Genomic DNA, 16,772 nt, shown 5'->3' with positions numbered 1-16,772 from the left:
TCGCCATGGTCGCCTTCCTTCGGGAAAGCTTCCACGACGGGCCAGTTTCGTTAGGAGGGGTTACGTCCTAAGCGGCTGACTCCTGGTCTTCGCTGTCCTCGTGTTCGCTGGTCGAGTCCTGGTGCCCGAGGGTGTCTACGGCGAGCAGTTCAGGGGCTGCCAAGGCGCGGGGGACAGCCTCCACAGACATGGGAGCGGCAAGACCCGCATCGTCCATGGTGTTGAGCTTGCGCGCGGTCGGGAGTACCCGAGCCTCCAGCGTGCCCACCATGGCGTTGTAGCGATCCACGGATGTCTTCAGTGAGCTTCCCAACTTGCCGACGTTCTCGCCAAGTGTGCCCATGCGCTCGTACAGTTGCTTGGCGAGCTCGAACAGCTCGTGGGCGCTGTCCGTTAGGACGTCCTGTCGCCAGGTGAAGGCAACCGACTTGAGGACCGCCAGCAAAGTCCCGGGCGACGCCAGAACCACGTTCCTGGACAAGGCATGTTCAAGCAAGGCCGGATCGGCTTCGAGGGCTGACGCCAGAATGGATTCCGCCGGAAGGAAGCAGATCACCAGCTCAGGCGAGTTCCCCGGAATGTCCCAGTATTTCTTGGCCGCCAAAGCGTCGATGTGGGCCTTGAGCGCCTTTGCATGTTGTGCCAGCAGGGTCTTGGAGTCATGGTTGACGGTAGGTCCCACCGACTCGCCGAACGAGCCGTCTCCGTGGAGTTGTTCCTGCGCGGCGAGGTAGGAAGCCAGCGGTACCTTGGCATCCACCACCAGTTGCTTGCCCCCGGGAAGTTGGACCACCAGGTCCGGCCGCAGGGTGTTGTCACTACGTCCGGAATGAACCTGCTCATGGAAATCCACGTGCCGGAGCATCCCGGAGGCCTCCACCACCCTGCGCAGCTGCACCTCGCCCCACTGGCCGCGGGCGCTATTGGAACGGAGCGCTGAGGCCAAAGCATGGGTTGACCGCAAGAGCTGTTCGTCGGACGAACGCGCATCCTGAAGTTGCTGGGCGAGTTGCCCGTACTGCTCCACCCGGTCCCGTTCGAGGAGCGAAACCTGTTGCTGGACTGCCGTCAGCTTTTCCGCCACGGGAGCGAGCGCACGCAGGACGCTGCCGTCAGAATTCCTTGCTGCGTTCAGCTCACGGTTCTGTGTAAACAAGAGCCGGCGTTCGGCGTCGGCCGCTGCCAGCTGTGCCGTCACCTCCGAAAGCCGTGACGAAACGGCGTCGAAGTCTTCTTCCAGGCCGGCGCCCCGGCGTCGGAAGACAACATAGCCGGCCGCGAGGCCAACCGCAGCGCCAATCAGCAGCATGAGCAGGGCCAATACCAATCCAAATCCATCCATGTGGCAACCCTGTCACAGGGGTACGACAGTTTTAGCGAGGTTGCCGCTGGGGGCGTCGAATGGGGGAGTGAACAACCGCGGACACGGTTGCAACGGGTAGAATCAATGCTCGTGGCTCTTACTATTGGCATCGTCGGACTGCCCAACGTCGGCAAATCAACTCTTTTCAACGCACTGACCCGTAATCAGGTGCTCGCCGCGAACTATCCGTTCGCAACGATTGAACCGAACGTCGGAGTGGTCAACCTCCCGGACCCCCGCCTGGCGAAGCTGGCGGAAATCTTCGGTTCGCAGAAGTTGCTTCCCGCTCCCGTGTCCTTCGTGGACATCGCCGGCATCGTGAAGGGCGCCTCCGAGGGCGAAGGCCTGGGCAACAAGTTCCTTGCCAACATCCGCGAGGCAGAGGCTATCGCGCAGGTCGTCCGCGTATTTGACGACCCCGACGTGATTCACGTCGACGGCAAGGTTGATCCGCGCTCCGACATGGAGACCATCAACACCGAGCTGATCCTGGCAGACCTTCAGACCATCGAAAACGCGATCCCGCGCATCGAAAAAGAAGTCAAGATCAAGAAGCGCGAAGCAGCCGAACTCGCCGCCATCAAGGCAGCCCAGGCAGTTCTGGAACGCGGCGACACCGTCTTCTCCTCCATCAAGAGCGACAAGTTGGAGATGGGGCATCTTAAGGAGCTCGGACTTCTCACCGCAAAGCCCTTCATCTATGTCTTCAACGCCGATGAAGGCATCCTCGGCGACCAGGAAAAGCAGGACGAGTTGCGTGCCCTGGTTGCTCCCGCCGATGCCGTATTCCTCGACGCCAAGCTCGAAGCCGACCTCGTCGAACTGGACGAGGAAGAAGCCCGCGAGATGTTGGAAATGAACGGCCAGAGCGAATCCGGCCTGGATCAGCTGGCGCGCGTCGGTTTCCACACCCTTGGCCTGCAGACCTACCTCACGGCCGGTCCCAAGGAAACCCGCGCCTGGACCATTCGCCAGGGCGATACCGCACCGCAGGCAGCCGGCGTGATCCACTCTGACTTCCAGCGCGGATTCATCAAGGCCGAGGTTGTCTCCTTCGACGACCTCATCGACGCCGGTTCCATGGCCGAGGCAAAGTCCCGTGGCAAGGTCCGCATCGAAGGCAAAGAGTACGTGATGGCCGACGGCGACGTGGTGGAGTTCCGCTTCAACGTGTGATCAGGGCCGTTTTCCCGCTTGTTTGATGGGGTCAGGCTTGGTGAGTCCGCAGGGAGTCCGCAGAAATGCCGAGAGCGTCATCCATCATGGCGCTGGCAGCGGTCCTTGTGCGGTCCTCGGCAGTCGGCCACAGGTGCGCGTAGGTATTTAGTGTGGTGGTTGCTTTCGAGTGGCCTAGTGCCCGCTGCACAGTGACGACATCGCAGCCCGCAGCTATCAAGCCCGATGCATAGAAGTGCCGCAGGTCATGAAGTCTCACAGCTTCAAGACCTGCGGCCTTTACTGTTTTACGCCACCAATAGCCCGAAGTGTTCTGATGCGGCGGCAAACCCTGATCCCCGATGAACAGCCATTGCTGCTCCCCGTGTACTCCGACATGCTGTACGTGGGCGGCGAGAATTTGCACGAGACCGTCAGGGATGTGCACCAAGCGCTCAGATCCATACTTCGGCAGGGTGATAGTGACTTCGCCCTTCCCTGCCCTTTGGACCTGCCGCTGGACAGCTAGGGTGCGACGTAGAAAATCAATATCCCCGAGCTGTACGGCTGCTGCTTCACCCAGCCGCAAGCCCGCGAAAGCGCACATGGCAATAAACGGCTTGAACCAGGGCTCAGACGCCCCTAAGAGTGCTCCAACGTCCGCGGGGGAGGGGATGCTCATAGCGTGCTCAGCTTTGCGCGCACGGGGCAGGGAAACGCCGTCAGCAGGGTCAGTAGCGAGCATCCGATCATTGCGTGCCCCGCGCAGTACCGAGCGGACATTATTGAAGCGAGTTTTGACCGTACCGGGCGCCAACCCGTCCTGACTCATCTTCTTTACCCACGTCTCAACGTGTGAACGTTTCAGATTCCGAAACTCGACATCTGCGAAGGTGCACGAGCGTACAGCTAGGCTCATGGCTTTTGACGTTCCAGTTGCCCAGAGCTGCCTAGTGGACCAGTCTTCAAAGAAGGACGCCAAGGTGACGCGGCCTGACTTGGGATCCACGTAGCTACCTGTAACGACAGAAGCAGTGACCTCATCCAGCCATCGCTGGGCGTCTATCTTGCGGGGGAAGTGTCTGGCATGCTCCTTGCCAGCCTCGTCCCTGTAGCGAGCCCGCCAAGAACCATTTTCACGCTTCTGTATGCTCGCCATCTTGGTCCCTCCCTGGTGCAGAGCTACTACTGAACCAGTCTTCAATGGATCCGTGTTGGCCGATCACGTCTGCTGCCTTCAGGCCCCTTGCCTGCATTTCGCGCTCGGCCCGACCTCTAGCAACGGCCTTTTCAGGCGTCTTGAGCTTCGCTTTCATCGCTAGATCCACCCAATAGTTGGACCTATCCATGCTGTCAGGGAGGTCTTCCAAGGCATATCCAAGTAGCTCCAGTTGCCCAAGAAGCTCTTCCGTTAGGTCAGCAATCTTGAGGAACGAAGCGTCTATGTCCTTCGTCCAAATTTGAAGCTGATCCTCGTGGCCAAGAACATCTGGGGCTTGAAGGATTCGCTCTATGCCAGCTTCCACAATCTTGGCAATGTCTTCTGCCTCGGCTAGTCGCAGCGGTCGTTCGCCCTTTTCAATGTTCCACACTGTTGCCTGCGCCCACTTCCAGCCCTTCTCACGCATGCGGTCCGCAACCCATTGCTGAGAACGGTCGCCGCGCAATCGTGCGATGTTTTGGCCTATCTGCTCATCTCTTGTTGCCATGAGTGAAACCCTACAAGAATCCATAGTTGACTACAACAAGAAACAATGGTCATAATGGAATCAGGTAAGGAATTACAAGAATTCCTTATGGGAGGGAGGGTGAAGATGACACTGGCAATCGCCACCTTGCTCACGTTAGGTGAGACAGCGGACCGGTTACGGAAGACGGAATCTCAGCTTCGATGGATGATCCACAACGGCACGGCGCCTCGTTCGGCCAAGATCGGTGGACGCCGCATGTTTCGGGAATCCGATGTAGCCGACTACATCAACCAGGCGTTCGAAAGCGCAGCCTGATGAGCCTCGAAGAAATGAAAGCGAAGTTTGCGGGCAAACGGGTGCAGTTTGTTGGGATGAACGGCCACACCCGTGGCCCGGCAGGGAAGGTGTGGCGCGTGACTAAGCACGGCGTCTGGGTTACCTACCCAGACGGACACCGCGAACAACACCACCCGGAAGACCTGAGCATCTTCGAAGGCTGATGCTCACCCGACTCAAGACTTCCCGCTGCAATCACCACTTGCCGCGGGTAGAGAACCTGGACAGCGCAGGCACGGGGAATGCCTGTTCAGGCAGCAGCACCAAGAAAATCCATCAATTACCAAGAAGAGACAGGTCTTAAATCATGCAGTCACTCACGCACATCCTTGACCGATTCAAAGAGCAGCCCACCGTCACCGCAGACGAGCTGGAACGCTACCGCTCTGAGGTCACAAACACCCGCTACGCGCAGGCCGTTCTTGACTTGGCCCGCGCCGGAAAGCTTCGGCCCGAGGTCCTAGCAGATGCCACATATTCGGCATGGCTGGCATCCGAAAATCCAAAGCATACGTTCGCTGGCGGTCAGTGGGCCGAGCTGTTCAGGCTCGCCCACCAGCCTGACCACGAATTCTTTGAGGTGCTCAGCTAAAACTGACACCTGCCGGCTGGGCCTGAGCAACCCAGCCGGCACAAGGCAGCACCCCCACATCCTTTGTCCCGACCGAAACCAAGGACACCATGCACAGGCTCAAACCATATCGACCAAGCAGCGCAAGCGCGCAGCCATTCATTAGCACTAGCCGCTACATCAGCTTGGAGATGAAGCGGCACATCGAAGCCACCGAAACGCCAGGGCTCCATGGCTACTTTGGCGAGGTGGCCGAGTGAACGACAAGCCATGGTTCAGCAAAGAACTCTACGAAGACGACTCGGCACCGGCCCAGGATGCACCGCCCAAGGCTGGGCTGAAACTGCGGAGGGCTACAGACCTAAAGCTGCCGCCTCACACAAAGTGGCTAGGTCGCGGTTGGCTACCTCGTAGAGAGATAACCGTCCTAGTCGGCGCCGAGGGCATCGGCAAGAGCCTGCTATGGATCCTGATGGCAATGCTCGTCACAACAGGCAAAGCCTTCCCAATGTTCAACTGGGCAGCGAGGAAACCGGCTGACGTTATCGTCATCGTCACCGAAGACTCGGCAAGCGAAGTCGAAGCACGTCTACTAACAGCCGGCGCCGACATCAGCAGGATCCACTTCTACTGCGCCGAAGACGACGGCACAGGCACCCCCGTATTTTCCACCGGCAACAACGGGGACATGCTCCTACTTCATGGCCTCATCGAACAGATGGACGAGAAACCAGCATTCCTTGTAGTAGACGCATGGCTAGACACCGTGGCGGGGAACTTGAACATCAGGGACACGCAACAGGCCCGCTCAGCACTCCACCCATGGAAAGATCTGGCAACCCGGCATGATCTAGCCGTTTTGCTCGTGACCCACACGAACCGTATGGATACGACTAGCACCCGTGACCTTATGGGTGGCACGGCAGCACTGCGGCAGAAAGCCCGGATGGTGCTGTTCGCGGCACGACCACCAGGACAAGACGACAGCGGTCAGTACCTCTGGGTAGGTCCTGACAAAGCCAACACAACAGGGATCGTGGATGCGGTGAAGTTCCAAGTTCGTGTGGAGCAGGTGCGGGACCAGACGGACGATGATCCCGGAACAACGGCCCTACTAACGTCCCCTGCTTCTGCGCTAATGCCCATCGCTCACCTTCTTTCTCAGTGGAAGCAGGCTGAGACTGAGGCTGAACGTAAGCCGTCGAAGTCCGAAGAAGCAGAAGCCTTGGTAAGGGTGTTCGTGGAAGATGCGGGTGGATCCGCGCCGGCTGCGGACGTGAAGGACTATCTGCGTGACGAAGGATATGGCAAGACCGCAGCGGAGAAGGCGATGAAGACCTTGGGAACATCGGCACCAACCGGGCCGGGACAGCCCTGGATCTACTCCTTGAATCAGTCTTCCTACCAAGGGGGTCTATGTCAGGAGTCTAGGAACACTGAGAACACTAGGAACACTGATTCGGAATCTTCCACTGTTCCTAGTCTCCCTAGAGTTCTTACTTCCTACATACACGCCTCTGCTCCTAGGAACACTGGCCCGGAGCCCTGCACGGTCTGCGGCGACATGTTGGACGACAACGAACACGGAAACCATCAGGAGTGTGCAGCGTGAAGACCTACCGGAACCACAAATGCATCCGCCAACACCGAACCTCCAAGACCTTTCTGGCCTGCGCCATACCCCGGCACCACTGGATCCGGGGCAAGGGCAACATAGCGCTCATCGCTTGGTGCGATGCCCCCAGCATCTCGCTCTGGACCAAAGCCGAAGACGCGGAAGCCTCCAAGGATTTCATAGACGCCGTTGGTTGCGGTGGTCGCTGCACAGGACGGCACGACATCATCCAGGTCCAAGGAGTCGCCGCATGAATGATTCGGAAATGGCCGCCTACTACCGATTTCAGGCCCTCCATTGGAAGAACTTGGCGATTCTGTATCACCAGCAATTACTGGCTACCAAAAACCGCCCGGAGCGCCACTACGGGAAAACCACACTTCACCGTGACCCAACGGGCGCCGCAGCAGTGAACGCCGTCGAAAAAGAACGCAAGAACAGGAAGTAGCTCAATGGCCTACGAATACAGCGAACGTCAACTAAACCAGTGGGATTGGGCTGCGCAAGCCGCAGCCTGGAAGGAAAAAGCAGAGCACGAAGCACGACGCGCAGCCTTCTACCAGCGCAAAGCCACCCAGTACGAAGCGCGCGCAGAGGTCGCAGCATGAGCGGATTCTTTGATGATCCGCGGGTGGCTGAACACCTTGACCCGGAGATACTGGCCTACCTCAAAGCCAACCAGCCACCTGCCGGCACCAGCACGGACGTGGAGGCAGGGCATTGGATCGCCCACACAGTTGCGCTGCTCCAACAAATCCGCGACCTCAAGCAGCGAGTAAGAGAATTGGAGGCAGACGCGTGACCCACCACCCCTACGGCTCCCTTGAGTACTGGAAGAAGATGGCCGAGACGCGGCAGACCATCATCCTGCGAGCCCATAAGAAGCTCACTCTCTTGCAGCAGGAGTACGACCAGGTTGAGGCTGAACTGCGGACCTACGTTGAGGGGCGCCATTGAACCGACCACGAGGTGAGGTTCGCCCACCCGCCGCCTACGTCCACGGCATCAGCGCGCCAGTAGTCATTGTGCCGGCCCGAATCGCTGCGTGGCTTGAGCGGAACGCCGGCCTCAACCAGATCCGAATCAATGCCCGCGGGACGGATCCGGAAGTGGATAGCGTCCTGAACGCTCTCCGACTCGCGGCCCTCACATGGCGTACTGCCGCCACCGGAAGCAGCCAAGCGCCCGAACCGGAAGCCACGCGAGAATCAAAGTGGTACAGCACCACAGACGCCGCCGAACGGCTTGGCATCACCGACAGGGCTGTACGACTAGCCATCCAAGAGAAACGCCTGCACGCCACCAACCTGGACGGACGCTGGCGCATCACCACCGAAGACATCGAACATTTCAAAGCCGCCAAAGCGGCATAGGAGAACCACCATGGCGAAGTACGACATCAAACAAACCACCGAAGCCCTCGCAGCCGAAAAGCTCAGGGGCGACCACCGTCAACAGATCGAAAACATCCGGCAGAACCGCAACCTCAGCCCTGAGGGCAAACGGGCACAGATCGCAGCGCTCTACCTCCGCAACAAGGCAGAGGTAACCAAGCTTCAGACGCAGGAAGCCACAGGAAGGGCAGACCGGATCAATCACATCCGCAAAACCGTTTTCGGCCTCTCAGGAAACCCCGGTCCGCAGGATGTCATCTCATACCGCGACGCCCAGGACCGCGTAGGCAACCTCGGGCCAGATGACGAAGCCAAAGCCGCGCAACTTTTCGACCGCGCCCAGCTCTCCGGTGACAACATCCTTGCCGCAGCCGTCGTGAACCGCGCCCTCGAAGCGGGCTGGGTGAACGTAGCTAACACCTACATCGAAGCCCATCCTTACTACGGTGCCATGGTCGAAGAACTCTGGTACCTCAACCAGGACAGCCCAGAGAACGAAACCAACATCGGACGGGCACTTGAGAACTATTCAGCCTTCCACCTCGAAAAGCCCGCCGAAATCGGCAACGTCCACCTCGAATCACAGATCGAAGCCATCGCCGAGCAGGCTTGACATGCGGGCTGGGTGCCTAGAACCGTAAGCCACTCATTGTCTGGCCCTTACCATCCCAGCGAGTCGGTGCTTTGATGCTTTCGAGGAAGTTGACACCCTCAGCGAATCGAACGGTCAGCCGAAATACCTGACCTGGGCTCAGCCGCCTCCCCGGCATGGCGTAACCAACCCGTGTTTCCGAAAGAAGCTCTGAAAAATTGTGGGTGGAGCTGGACGAACCCGGCCCCTCCCAGGATGCGCCCACCGAGACAGCCGGCTCGGTCGTCGTGACGGCAAAAGAAATGTCCTCCGCCCACGATTTCACTACAAATGCTATTTGCCCTTCATGGCCCATCCCCGGCGCGGGGTTGACGAGCGGGACGGTCTGAATGTTGGGAACAGCAGATACATCCTTGTGAGAGACGGCGCCGTCGATGGAGGCCTTGATCTCGGCTAGCCATTCATCCAGAGTCAACTTGTCCAGGTCTATGTACTTCTTGTCTTCAAGGAAGGCAGGTACGTGCTCCAAACCGCCGAACTTAACGGGGACCACGTATCCGGGCTTGATGCCACCTATTTCCTGGCTCAAAGCACGTTTAAGCTCGGCCTGCACCCACGGTTTGGTTACAGAGGTGGGCGACAGAAAAATGAAGAACTTTTCTGATCGATCCATACCCTCAGCGATCTTGTCGATCAAACTATCGCCGGCAACGATCTCGAACATGTCCAGCCATGAAGTGATTTCCGGATACTTCACGAGTAATTGTGCGTACACCTGCAACACACGAGGCTTATCTTCGGTCGCGTGGCTGAGGAAGATGCGGGACGTTGGTGCAGTTTCAGATGCCATTCGGAAATTATAGGCAGAATCACACGCGGCTCCCGCCGCAATACGAACCACACAGAAAAGCCCGCTAATGGCGGGCTTTTTTGTACCGAAAACCAAAGCAAGGAGCTCTCTGTGGCTATCACGACCACCCCTCTCGGTTTCCAGAAACCGGACGGCAACGAACCGTTCCGGCAAGGAAACGATGTCATTTCCGCTAACGCCCAGAAGGCGCAAGAGCTTCTTGCTGGCACTAAAGCTAGGCTGTCGCTCTTAGAGCAAGCAGCGGGCTTCCCTGAGGATCCGATCATTCTCGCGGACGAGGTTGTCCAGGGCTTAGTCTCGGATCAGGGATCTGCCACCGTGGCTGTTCTTGACGCGACATATGCGCCCAAGTCCATCGAGGAAACCAAGCTGGACAAGACAGACGCGATGCAGAAGTGGAAGCCGTCCACCGCCTATACGGCTGGAAGCCGTGTCCTGAACCCGTCTGGGGATGTGGTTATAGCGCGGACCAATTTCACGTCTGTCGCTAGCTACAACCCCGCCAACTGGTGGATTGTTCGTGGTGACACGCTTTTTGTTACCAAGGAGGAACTGACAGGGCTCACGAATGTCACCCCAAGCCTCCGCGCAGCATCTGACTACTGCATCGCGAACGGCATCAAAGTTCTTCAACTACCAGCCGGCACGTTCGATTATCAGCTTCGCTGGTTCCTGAACATGGGCACATCAAACGCCGGCCTTGAGGTCAGAGGCCTCGGCGAGGCAACAGTGTTCAGGCACACGGGAGGTTCCTCGGACTTGGCATTCATTCATGCTCTCGGCACGGACAGTTCGAAGGTTGCCCTGGCTGTTGACGTGCCCGCCGGAAGCCGCTCGGCAACGTTCCCTTCGGCTGTGGCATCCACCCTCACAAAAGGTGATGTCATCGGGTTCGAGTCCACCTTGCCGGTGTTCGACGTGAACAACGAAGCGGGCATGCTCGGGTACGCCTCCGAACTGCGTTACGTCGCGTCGGTCAGCGGAACTACAGTGACCTTTGATGCCCCAACGATCTGGGATTATACGATGTCCCAATCCGCTGTGGTGTGGAAAATGAATCCTGTGAAAGGGCTCAAGCTCCGCGATTTTGTGATCACCTCCGCCGACCCGCTCACCTACAAGTGGAAAGGCATCCAAATTGCCAAGTCCACCAACCTCGTCGTCAGCAACGTCACCTTCCGCGATGCCGGTGGCGGGCTGTTTCTCTACGACTGCCTTGACGCGATTGTGCAGAACGTAAAGGCAGAACGGTTGCCGAACTACAGCAACTTCCTGGGCTACGGCGTCTGCGTTGCGGGACGCTCCGCCAACATTCTCGTAGACAACCTCCGCGGTCATGGAACACGCCACGTATTCACTACGCTGTCGGACGAGCGCACAGGCGTGCACTGGGGTGGTCCTCGAAACATCCGGGTGCGGGATGGTGTTGGCGAGGCTTTCCCCGGAAGCTTCACCGTTTGGGATACCCACCCTCACGGCTATGACGTCACGTTTGAGAATTGTCACGCGACTGGTGGCGTCGCGGGCTCGGGTGATTCTTGCGGGTTTCAGATTCGATCAGTGAAGACCCAGATCATTAACGGCGTAACTCAGCGAATGGGGGCAGGCGGCGCGCGGATCCACACGATGGCTTCCAACGTGGACATCGTTGGTGGAGAGTTCGCCTATTCAGAAGGCTTCGGAGTCACGGCATCAGATTCGACCCGAATCAAGGGCGCCTGGGTCCACCACAACGGCGCCACTGGCATCATCCTCGGGGCGCGGGCGAGCAAGGCTCACGTGACCGGATGCCGAATCGAAGACAACGCACAGTTGACCACCGGCTACGGGGTACACGACCAGTCCACAGTCACGACTGGCGGTAACGTAATCGGCCCCGGCAACATCATCCCTAAGTCAGTAGCGCAGCCTAACAGTGTTCTGTCACCCAAAAATGACACGATCATCTATGGCAATGTGACACGTGGTTATGGGGCCGGTCTAGACGGTGTTGGCGGAACCATCGGCGGGAGCGTTGTCCGCACGCAGAACATCAGTGACTAGGTGACGAACTCAAGTGTCGCCTAGTCCCAAACTTCAATAACCTTGTCATTAGCGTTGATAGCGACGTGCTGACCAGCATGCCCCTTGGTAAAGACACATGTTGCTTGGAACGTAAGCCTAGGGCCACGTTCGGGGCAGGTTGCCTTACCGACAATAAGGTCCTCAGGAAAAACGTCTCCGTTACGCAAACCATTGACTCGGGTGTCGTTCATTGTGCCTCCTAGACTGCTCGCATTAGAACAAGTGTACGAGTCGGTCTGTGCAAATCTGCGCAGACGGCTGTTGTGCCCGTAGCCGTGTTAAGGCAGCTACGGGCACAACAATTTAGGGAGAGAAATTGGAACAGGTTTGTGGAGCCGGTGATAAGTCGATGCAAGTGACTTTCAAAGCCAGTGCTGTACTGCGGTTGAAACCCGGCAAATCCACTGGGCTCACGTCAAGCTCGCCTGTGAGACCTACTAGCGGGCTCGGCATAGTCTCACCGACCGCAACCACCGCGGACTGCATCTCCGCACTTCCGAAAACGAAAATGTCATTCACGGCGCCCTGAAGGTTGTGGCGAGCCGTTTGCATGTCATCACGTGAATATCGGCAGGTTTCTGACCGCCGAGTCTCGCACTCATGGCGGGCCGCTACATGCGTTGCGTACACCTGCACTGCCTTGTTGTAGGCGTCGTAATACGGCTGACGCTTCTCCCTCAAGAGACGGTCTTGATCGCGGTCAAACTGTGCAGCCTGAAGTTCCCGCTGGGCTGTGATGCCGAGGTTTGCCGTGTACGCGGTGACCACCCCTCCGACAAGCACGCCTGCCAAACCGAAGGCTGCTGGAACCAGAACCGACGCCCAACCACTGTGGATCCAGGCATGCTTTTTCGGGCGTTCCAGCTCAGCATCATCACTCACCACATCACCCTAACCAACACCCCACCTCTACGACTAAAAGAAGGAGACGCATTGCCGAGAGCCAAGAAGATATGCGCTAAGCCCGGTTGTCCCGCTATCGCAGACGGCACCTACTGCACAATGCACAAGCGTGCAGCAGACAAAGCAAGAGGCACCAAGACCGAACGCGGGTACGGCAAAGAGTTCCAAGCCGAACGCAAGATGTGGGTACGCATGGTAGCCACAGGCGAAGTCAACTGCTGGCGCTGCCTAACCCCGATACATCCCGGCGAACCATTCGACCTAGGGCACGACGACCATGACCGAAGCATAGTCAGAGGCCCAGAACACCCGCGCTGCAACAGAAGCGCAGCAGGCAAAGCAGCCCACCAATAGAGGGCACACACCCCCACCCACCCCGACCGAAGGGGGCGGCAACTCCAGCCCGCCGGTGAGGGCGAAAAGGTGTTTGGCAAGCGGATAGACCCAACTGAAAGGAGGCCAGAGTGCCTGGCCCGAAACCTAACCCATCCAAGCCGAATTCGCGGCATCGCAGTCCTGGCGCGCGTTCTGGGCTTATCGAACTGCCAGCAGAAGGCTGTAGTTTGTCCGTTCCTCCGCTACCTAAATCGGGGAATTGGTCCCCAGAAGACAAGAAATTGTGGCGAAATCTATGGAAATCACCGCAAGCGAACGAGTGGGACGACAGTTTTATACCTGCCGTTGCCGCATACGTGTGCCACGCGCGGGCCATTTATGAGGGTTCGGCTAGTGCTTGGCAAGCGCAGGAGATGCGCCACCTTGGCGGGCAGCTCGGTCTTACCCCTGCCGGCATGTTGGCCCTGGGTTGGGTGATCCGACATGAGTCGTAGGAGGCTTGAACGGAGCGGATCCAAGGCCCCTGCTGGCAAGATCCCGAAAGTGCTCCTGGAATACGCCGAAACAGGGGGCTTCTGGGATTCCAGGGCCGACGTAGAGAAATGGTGCGAACGGGAGCGGCTGGGCTGCCCACCAGATTCCTATTTCCGGCATCCTCCGGGTCTGCGGCAGTGGTGCATTGACGCTTGGGCTCGTCGGCAAGGGTTCGTGAACAAGTGGGGGAACGTGAACGGCCAGAAACTCAAAGATCTAGGGATATGGCGTGGTTACGGGCGCGGCTATATCTTGGCCCGTCACTCTGAGTTCTTCACATATCAGGCGTTGAACGATTGGCGCCCTGTCAGCGCACCCTGATTCTTCCCTTGAAGCAGTACCGATTGACTAACGCCGGCTGATTTCGGCACACAAGAAAGCCCGCTCATGGCGGGTTTTTTCATGCCCAGAACAGGCTGCGTGTGCGGCTTGGGGCTCAGGAAGAGGTGGTCCCCATCGCGGATCGATCTATCAGTATCGCCCTAGAGGCGAAGGTAACGGACTTTGTGTCCGGAATGAAAACAGCAGCGAGGTCAGCCGAAGACTTCGCATCCCGCGTCGGTGACTTCGCTAAACGTAACGCGGATGATTTGGACCGGGTTGGTAAGGCTGGGATGGTCATGGGCACCACGCTTTTGGCGGGTGTTGCTTTGGCGATTAAGTCTTATGCGGAGTTCGATAAGCAGATGTCTGCGGTGCAAGCGAGCACCCATGCGACTTCTGCTGATATGGATTTGATGCGGCAGGCTGCTATTGAGGCTGGGGCTGATACGTCGTTTTCTGCGACAGAGGCTGCTAAGGCTATTGATGAGATGGCTAAGGCTGGCGTTTCGACTGCTGACATTCTTGGTGGCGGCTTGAAGGGTGCGTTGTCTTTAGCGGCTGCTGGGTCGTTGGAGGTTGGCGAGGCGGCTGAGATAGCAGCTTCGGCTATGACCCAGTTCAAGTTGAACGGCCAGGACTTGCCGCATATCGCTGACCTTCTGGCGGCTGGTGCTGGTAAGGCACAGGGTTCTGTTCAGGACATGGGTATGGCGTTGAACCAGACTGGTTTGATCGCTAACCAGACCGGTTTGAGCATTGAGGAAACCACTGGTGGTTTGGCTGCTTTTGCTTCTGCTGGTTTGACTGGTTCTGATGCTGGTACGTCGTTCAAGACGATGTTGCAGCGCCTCACTCCACAGTCGGTTGAGGCTAAAGAGAAGATGGCCGAACTGGGCATTAGCGCTTATGACGCTCAGGGGCAGTTCATTGGGTTGTCGAAGTTCTCGGAGAACTTGAAGACCTCCATGCAGGACCTCACCCCTGAGGCGCGTAACGCGGCGATGGGTGTTATCTTCGGTTCGGATGCTGTGCGTGCGGCGAATGTTCTGTATGAGCAGGGCGCGTCTGGTATCGAGGCGTGGACTGAGAAGGTCAACGATGCGGGGTATGCGGCTGAGACTGCGGCACTGAAGCAGAACAACCTTGCCGGCGATTTTGAGAAGCTGACCGGTTCCATTGATTCGGTGTTCCTCAAGTCTGGGTCTGGCGTGAACGAGGTTCTTCGGGACATTGTTCAGGGCGCCGAGGATTTGGTTGACGCTATCGGCAAGATCCCCGCGCCGATGCTTTCCGCTGGGCTGGGTATCGCCGCTGTCACTGGTGGTGCGCTTCTGCTGGGCGGCGCTTTCCTGTCAGCGTTGCCGAAGATCCAAGAAGGTGTTGAGGCTTTCAAGAACCTGGAGAAGACCTCTGGTAAAGCCGGCGCAGCTATCAAGGGTGCCGGTCTGGTTGCCGGATTGGCTGCCATCGTTACCGTTCTTGCGACCATGCAGACCGTTGCTGATGACAGCGAGATTGAGCGCTCCATTGGGCGGACAACTTCAGCGCTGATTGACATGGCGAAGCAGCGGGCAAACATCCAGGACACCTCGCAGGCCCTCGACCACCTGTTTCAGAAGAAGGACGGTTCACAGCTCATCAGCGGCGTGACCGGACTGGATTCGGCGTTGACCCGGATGTTCAAGAAGGACTGGCAGCAGTCTTTCAGTGACTGGGGTGAGGGGATCATTCACGGCATGGTTCCCGCGGTTAAGGGAGCTTCTCAGCAGCTTGAGGAGTCTTTCAAGACCATTGACGATCAACTTGCGTCGTTTGTGTCTTCCGGGAGCCCAGACGTTGCAGCCAGGGCTTTCGAGCAGATCGCCTTGAAGGCAAAGGATCAGGGCATCAGCGTGGACCAGCTCAAGGAGAAGTTCCCTGAGTACAGCGAAGCCTTGAAGCAAGCCGCCGCGGACGCAGAAATAGTCTCACAGGGTCAGGACCGGCTGACGACTTCGATGGGTCAGAGCGTGCCGGTGACTGATGAGGTCAAGAAGGCTTTGGAGGAACTGGGGCTTACCGCTGAGGGCACTGTCGTGGCTTTGGATAAGTACGCTGCGGCTTTGGTTCGGGCAGGCTTGTCGAACCTTTCCACTGCTGACGCTGCCCGTAACTACTATGCTGCGTTGGATGCTGTCACTGCTTCTGTGCAGGCTAACGGCACCACCCTTGATATTCATACCGAGAAGGGCCGCGCTAACGAGGCTGCCCTGTTGGGTGTCGCTGCTGCTGGCCTGGCTGAGGTGGAAGCGATGGGGCGGGCTACTGACGCTTACGGGAACCAGATCTATTCTTCTGATCAGCTCCACACGAAGATGGTCACGACTTACAACGATCTGATTGCTGCTGCTGGTCAGTTCGGTGTCACTGGGAATGCTGCTGAGGCCCTCGCTAGGAAGGCCTTGGGTATCCCGGACAACGTTGACATCGAGGCGTACTTGAAGGATTTCGCGTCTTCGCAGTTGGACGCTGTTGGCGCTAAGGCTGATGCGTTGGATGGTAAGCAATCAACGATCACGATCACCACGATTGAACGAATCCAGCGGAACTACGAGTCCACGAACGGCGCCGGAACTTTGGGTGGGCCGCAGGCGGCTCCGATGGCTGTTGGTGGTGCGGTGATTGGGCGCGGTCAAAAGGGCGTTGACTCTGAGCTTCGCTTGTTGGCTCCTGGTGAGCACGTCCTGTCTGACAGTGACGTGGATGCTATGGGCGGGCAGGCTGCGGTGTATGACTTCCGCAGGCAGTTGCGTTCTGGTGCGACTCCAATGGGTTACCAGTATGCGCCGGCTGGGGCTCCTGCTGTAACAGCTCGTCCTGCCGCGGTTGCTGCGGCTCCTGCTGCCGCCCCTCCTGTGTACGTGCAGAACCCGTTCACTGGTGCTTACTTGCTCGCTCAAGTTGACGCTGTGGCGAATGGTGCTATCAAGTCCGCCGATTCAGCGGCGCCGTTCATGCGCGTCGGGAGGTAGCCCCGATATGCT

At 58.2% G+C, this 16,772-nt stretch carries 20 protein-coding genes; 15 read left to right on the top strand and 5 right to left on the bottom strand.

Going from position 1 to position 16,772, the window contains the following annotated elements; genetic code table 11:
- Nucleotides 1-67: 67 nt before the first annotated feature.
- Entirely contained in the window at nt 68-1,342 is a 1,275-nt protein-coding gene (locus tag AC6CH8_RS22415) for a DNA recombination protein RmuC (RefSeq protein ID WP_091468788.1), read from the bottom strand.
- A gap of 111 nt (nt 1,343-1,453) precedes the next feature.
- Between AC6CH8_RS22415 and ychF the strand changes: the two genes are divergently transcribed.
- Complete coding sequence (ychF, locus tag AC6CH8_RS22410; protein ID WP_498192417.1) at nt 1,454-2,539, top strand: redox-regulated ATPase YchF; 1,086 nt, start codon at nt 1,454-1,456, stop codon at nt 2,537-2,539.
- Nucleotides 2,540-2,570: 31 nt separating this feature from the next.
- On the opposite strand, the gene AC6CH8_RS22405 is transcribed toward ychF, so the two are convergent.
- Both AC6CH8_RS22405 and AC6CH8_RS22400 read right to left on the bottom strand, forming a co-directional pair.
- Nucleotides 2,571-3,263: a tyrosine-type recombinase/integrase gene (locus tag AC6CH8_RS22405; RefSeq protein WP_498192416.1), complete on the bottom strand. Its 693-nt coding sequence runs from the start codon at nt 3,261-3,263 to the stop codon at nt 2,571-2,573.
- A gap of 391 nt (nt 3,264-3,654) precedes the next feature.
- Complete coding sequence (locus tag AC6CH8_RS22400) at nt 3,655-4,227, bottom strand: helix-turn-helix domain-containing protein (protein WP_498192415.1); 573 nt, start codon at nt 4,225-4,227, stop codon at nt 3,655-3,657.
- Nucleotides 4,228-4,332: 105 nt separating this feature from the next.
- On the opposite strand from AC6CH8_RS22400, the gene AC6CH8_RS22395 reads away from it, so the two are divergent.
- The 11 genes from AC6CH8_RS22395 (at nt 4,333) to AC6CH8_RS22345 (ending at nt 8,738) form a co-directional block, all read left to right on the top strand.
- Nucleotides 4,333-4,524, top strand: coding sequence for a helix-turn-helix transcriptional regulator (locus tag AC6CH8_RS22395; RefSeq protein WP_498192414.1), 192 nt, complete (start codon nt 4,333-4,335; stop codon nt 4,522-4,524).
- On the top strand, nt 4,524-4,709 hold the full coding sequence (locus AC6CH8_RS22390) for a hypothetical protein (RefSeq protein ID WP_498192413.1): 186 nt from the start codon (nt 4,524-4,526) through the stop codon (nt 4,707-4,709). Before AC6CH8_RS22395 ends, AC6CH8_RS22390 begins: the two co-directional genes overlap by 1 nt.
- Nucleotides 4,710-4,852: 143 nt before the next feature.
- Entirely contained in the window at nt 4,853-5,137 is a 285-nt protein-coding gene (locus tag AC6CH8_RS22385; protein ID WP_498192412.1) for a hypothetical protein, read from the top strand.
- A 235-nt stretch (nt 5,138-5,372) separates the two neighbouring features.
- Complete coding sequence (locus AC6CH8_RS22380; RefSeq protein ID WP_498192411.1) at nt 5,373-6,728, top strand: AAA family ATPase; 1,356 nt, start codon at nt 5,373-5,375, stop codon at nt 6,726-6,728.
- Nucleotides 6,725-6,985, top strand: a complete 261-nt coding sequence (locus tag AC6CH8_RS22375) for a hypothetical protein (protein WP_498192410.1) — start codon at nt 6,725-6,727, stop codon at nt 6,983-6,985. The genes AC6CH8_RS22380 and AC6CH8_RS22375 overlap by 4 nt, the downstream gene beginning before the upstream one ends.
- Nucleotides 6,982-7,179: a hypothetical protein gene (locus AC6CH8_RS22370; protein ID WP_498192409.1), complete on the top strand. Its 198-nt coding sequence runs from the start codon at nt 6,982-6,984 to the stop codon at nt 7,177-7,179. The genes AC6CH8_RS22375 and AC6CH8_RS22370 overlap by 4 nt, the downstream gene beginning before the upstream one ends.
- Nucleotides 7,180-7,183: 4 nt before the next feature.
- Complete coding sequence (locus AC6CH8_RS22365; RefSeq protein WP_498192408.1) at nt 7,184-7,339, top strand: hypothetical protein; 156 nt, start codon at nt 7,184-7,186, stop codon at nt 7,337-7,339.
- Complete coding sequence (locus AC6CH8_RS22360; protein WP_498192407.1) at nt 7,336-7,533, top strand: hypothetical protein; 198 nt, start codon at nt 7,336-7,338, stop codon at nt 7,531-7,533. Before AC6CH8_RS22365 ends, AC6CH8_RS22360 begins: the two co-directional genes overlap by 4 nt.
- Nucleotides 7,530-7,688: a hypothetical protein gene (locus tag AC6CH8_RS22355; protein ID WP_498192406.1), complete on the top strand. Its 159-nt coding sequence runs from the start codon at nt 7,530-7,532 to the stop codon at nt 7,686-7,688. The genes AC6CH8_RS22360 and AC6CH8_RS22355 overlap by 4 nt, the downstream gene beginning before the upstream one ends.
- The gene (locus tag AC6CH8_RS22350) at nt 7,685-8,104 is read left to right on the top strand and encodes a helix-turn-helix domain-containing protein (protein WP_498192405.1); all 420 of its coding nucleotides are present in this window, start codon (nt 7,685-7,687) and stop codon (nt 8,102-8,104) included. Before AC6CH8_RS22355 ends, AC6CH8_RS22350 begins: the two co-directional genes overlap by 4 nt.
- Before the next feature lie 10 nt (nt 8,105-8,114).
- Nucleotides 8,115-8,738 carry a hypothetical protein gene (locus tag AC6CH8_RS22345; RefSeq protein ID WP_498192404.1) on the top strand — a complete coding sequence of 208 codons (624 nt, stop codon included), beginning with the start codon at nt 8,115-8,117 and terminating at the stop codon, nt 8,736-8,738.
- Nucleotides 8,739-8,754: 16 nt separating this feature from the next.
- Here AC6CH8_RS22345 and AC6CH8_RS22340 read toward each other — a convergent pair whose 3' ends face one another.
- The gene (locus AC6CH8_RS22340; RefSeq protein ID WP_498192403.1) at nt 8,755-9,567 is read right to left on the bottom strand and encodes a toll/interleukin-1 receptor domain-containing protein; all 813 of its coding nucleotides are present in this window, start codon (nt 9,565-9,567) and stop codon (nt 8,755-8,757) included.
- A gap of 111 nt (nt 9,568-9,678) precedes the next feature.
- On the opposite strand from AC6CH8_RS22340, the gene AC6CH8_RS22335 reads away from it, so the two are divergent.
- A complete protein-coding gene (locus AC6CH8_RS22335) occupies nt 9,679-11,631 on the top strand; it encodes a right-handed parallel beta-helix repeat-containing protein (RefSeq protein WP_498192402.1) in 1,953 nt (650 codons plus the stop codon).
- Between the two features lie 324 nt (nt 11,632-11,955).
- Here AC6CH8_RS22335 and AC6CH8_RS22330 read toward each other — a convergent pair whose 3' ends face one another.
- Nucleotides 11,956-12,534, bottom strand: coding sequence for a hypothetical protein (locus AC6CH8_RS22330; protein ID WP_498192401.1), 579 nt, complete (start codon nt 12,532-12,534; stop codon nt 11,956-11,958).
- Between the two features lie 485 nt (nt 12,535-13,019).
- Between AC6CH8_RS22330 and AC6CH8_RS22325 the strand changes: the two genes are divergently transcribed.
- Together AC6CH8_RS22325 and AC6CH8_RS22320 are read left to right on the top strand one after the other, a co-directional pair.
- Nucleotides 13,020-13,385 (top strand): phage terminase small subunit, encoded by a 366-nt coding sequence (locus AC6CH8_RS22325; protein WP_498192400.1) that lies wholly within the window; start codon nt 13,020-13,022, stop codon nt 13,383-13,385.
- 555 nt (nt 13,386-13,940) lie between these two features.
- Nucleotides 13,941-16,760, top strand: coding sequence for a phage tail tape measure protein (locus tag AC6CH8_RS22320; protein WP_498192419.1), 2,820 nt, complete (start codon nt 13,941-13,943; stop codon nt 16,758-16,760).
- Nucleotides 16,761-16,772: the final 12 nt, after the last annotated feature.

It is taken from the genome of Paenarthrobacter sp. GQ52 (genome assembly GCF_059759005.1).
The sequence above is the reverse complement of the archived record's forward strand: the minus strand, read 5'-3'. Positions and strand labels throughout refer to the sequence as shown.

Excerpts from the sequence above, each read along its gene's own strand:
- AC6CH8_RS22415 (WP_091468788.1), bottom strand. The coding sequence starts at position 1,342 with ATGGATGGATTTGGATTGGTATTGGCCCTGCTCATGCTGCTGATTGGC.
- AC6CH8_RS22405 (WP_498192416.1), bottom strand. The coding sequence starts at position 3,263 with ATGCTCGCTACTGACCCTGCTGACGGCGTTTCCCTGCCCCGTGCGCGC.
- AC6CH8_RS22400 (WP_498192415.1), bottom strand. The coding sequence starts at position 4,227 with ATGGCAACAAGAGATGAGCAGATAGGCCAAAACATCGCACGATTGCGC.
- AC6CH8_RS22395 (WP_498192414.1), top strand. The coding sequence starts at position 4,333 with ATGACACTGGCAATCGCCACCTTGCTCACGTTAGGTGAGACAGCGGAC.
- AC6CH8_RS22390 (WP_498192413.1), top strand. The coding sequence starts at position 4,524 with ATGAGCCTCGAAGAAATGAAAGCGAAGTTTGCGGGCAAACGGGTGCAG.
- AC6CH8_RS22385 (WP_498192412.1), top strand. The coding sequence starts at position 4,853 with ATGCAGTCACTCACGCACATCCTTGACCGATTCAAAGAGCAGCCCACC.
- AC6CH8_RS22370 (WP_498192409.1), top strand. The coding sequence starts at position 6,982 with ATGAATGATTCGGAAATGGCCGCCTACTACCGATTTCAGGCCCTCCAT.
- AC6CH8_RS22365 (WP_498192408.1), top strand. The coding sequence starts at position 7,184 with ATGGCCTACGAATACAGCGAACGTCAACTAAACCAGTGGGATTGGGCT.
- AC6CH8_RS22360 (WP_498192407.1), top strand. The coding sequence starts at position 7,336 with ATGAGCGGATTCTTTGATGATCCGCGGGTGGCTGAACACCTTGACCCG.
- AC6CH8_RS22345 (WP_498192404.1), top strand. The coding sequence starts at position 8,115 with ATGGCGAAGTACGACATCAAACAAACCACCGAAGCCCTCGCAGCCGAA.
- AC6CH8_RS22340 (WP_498192403.1), bottom strand. The coding sequence starts at position 9,567 with ATGGCATCTGAAACTGCACCAACGTCCCGCATCTTCCTCAGCCACGCG.
- AC6CH8_RS22320 (WP_498192419.1), top strand. The coding sequence starts at position 13,941 with ATGAAAACAGCAGCGAGGTCAGCCGAAGACTTCGCATCCCGCGTCGGT.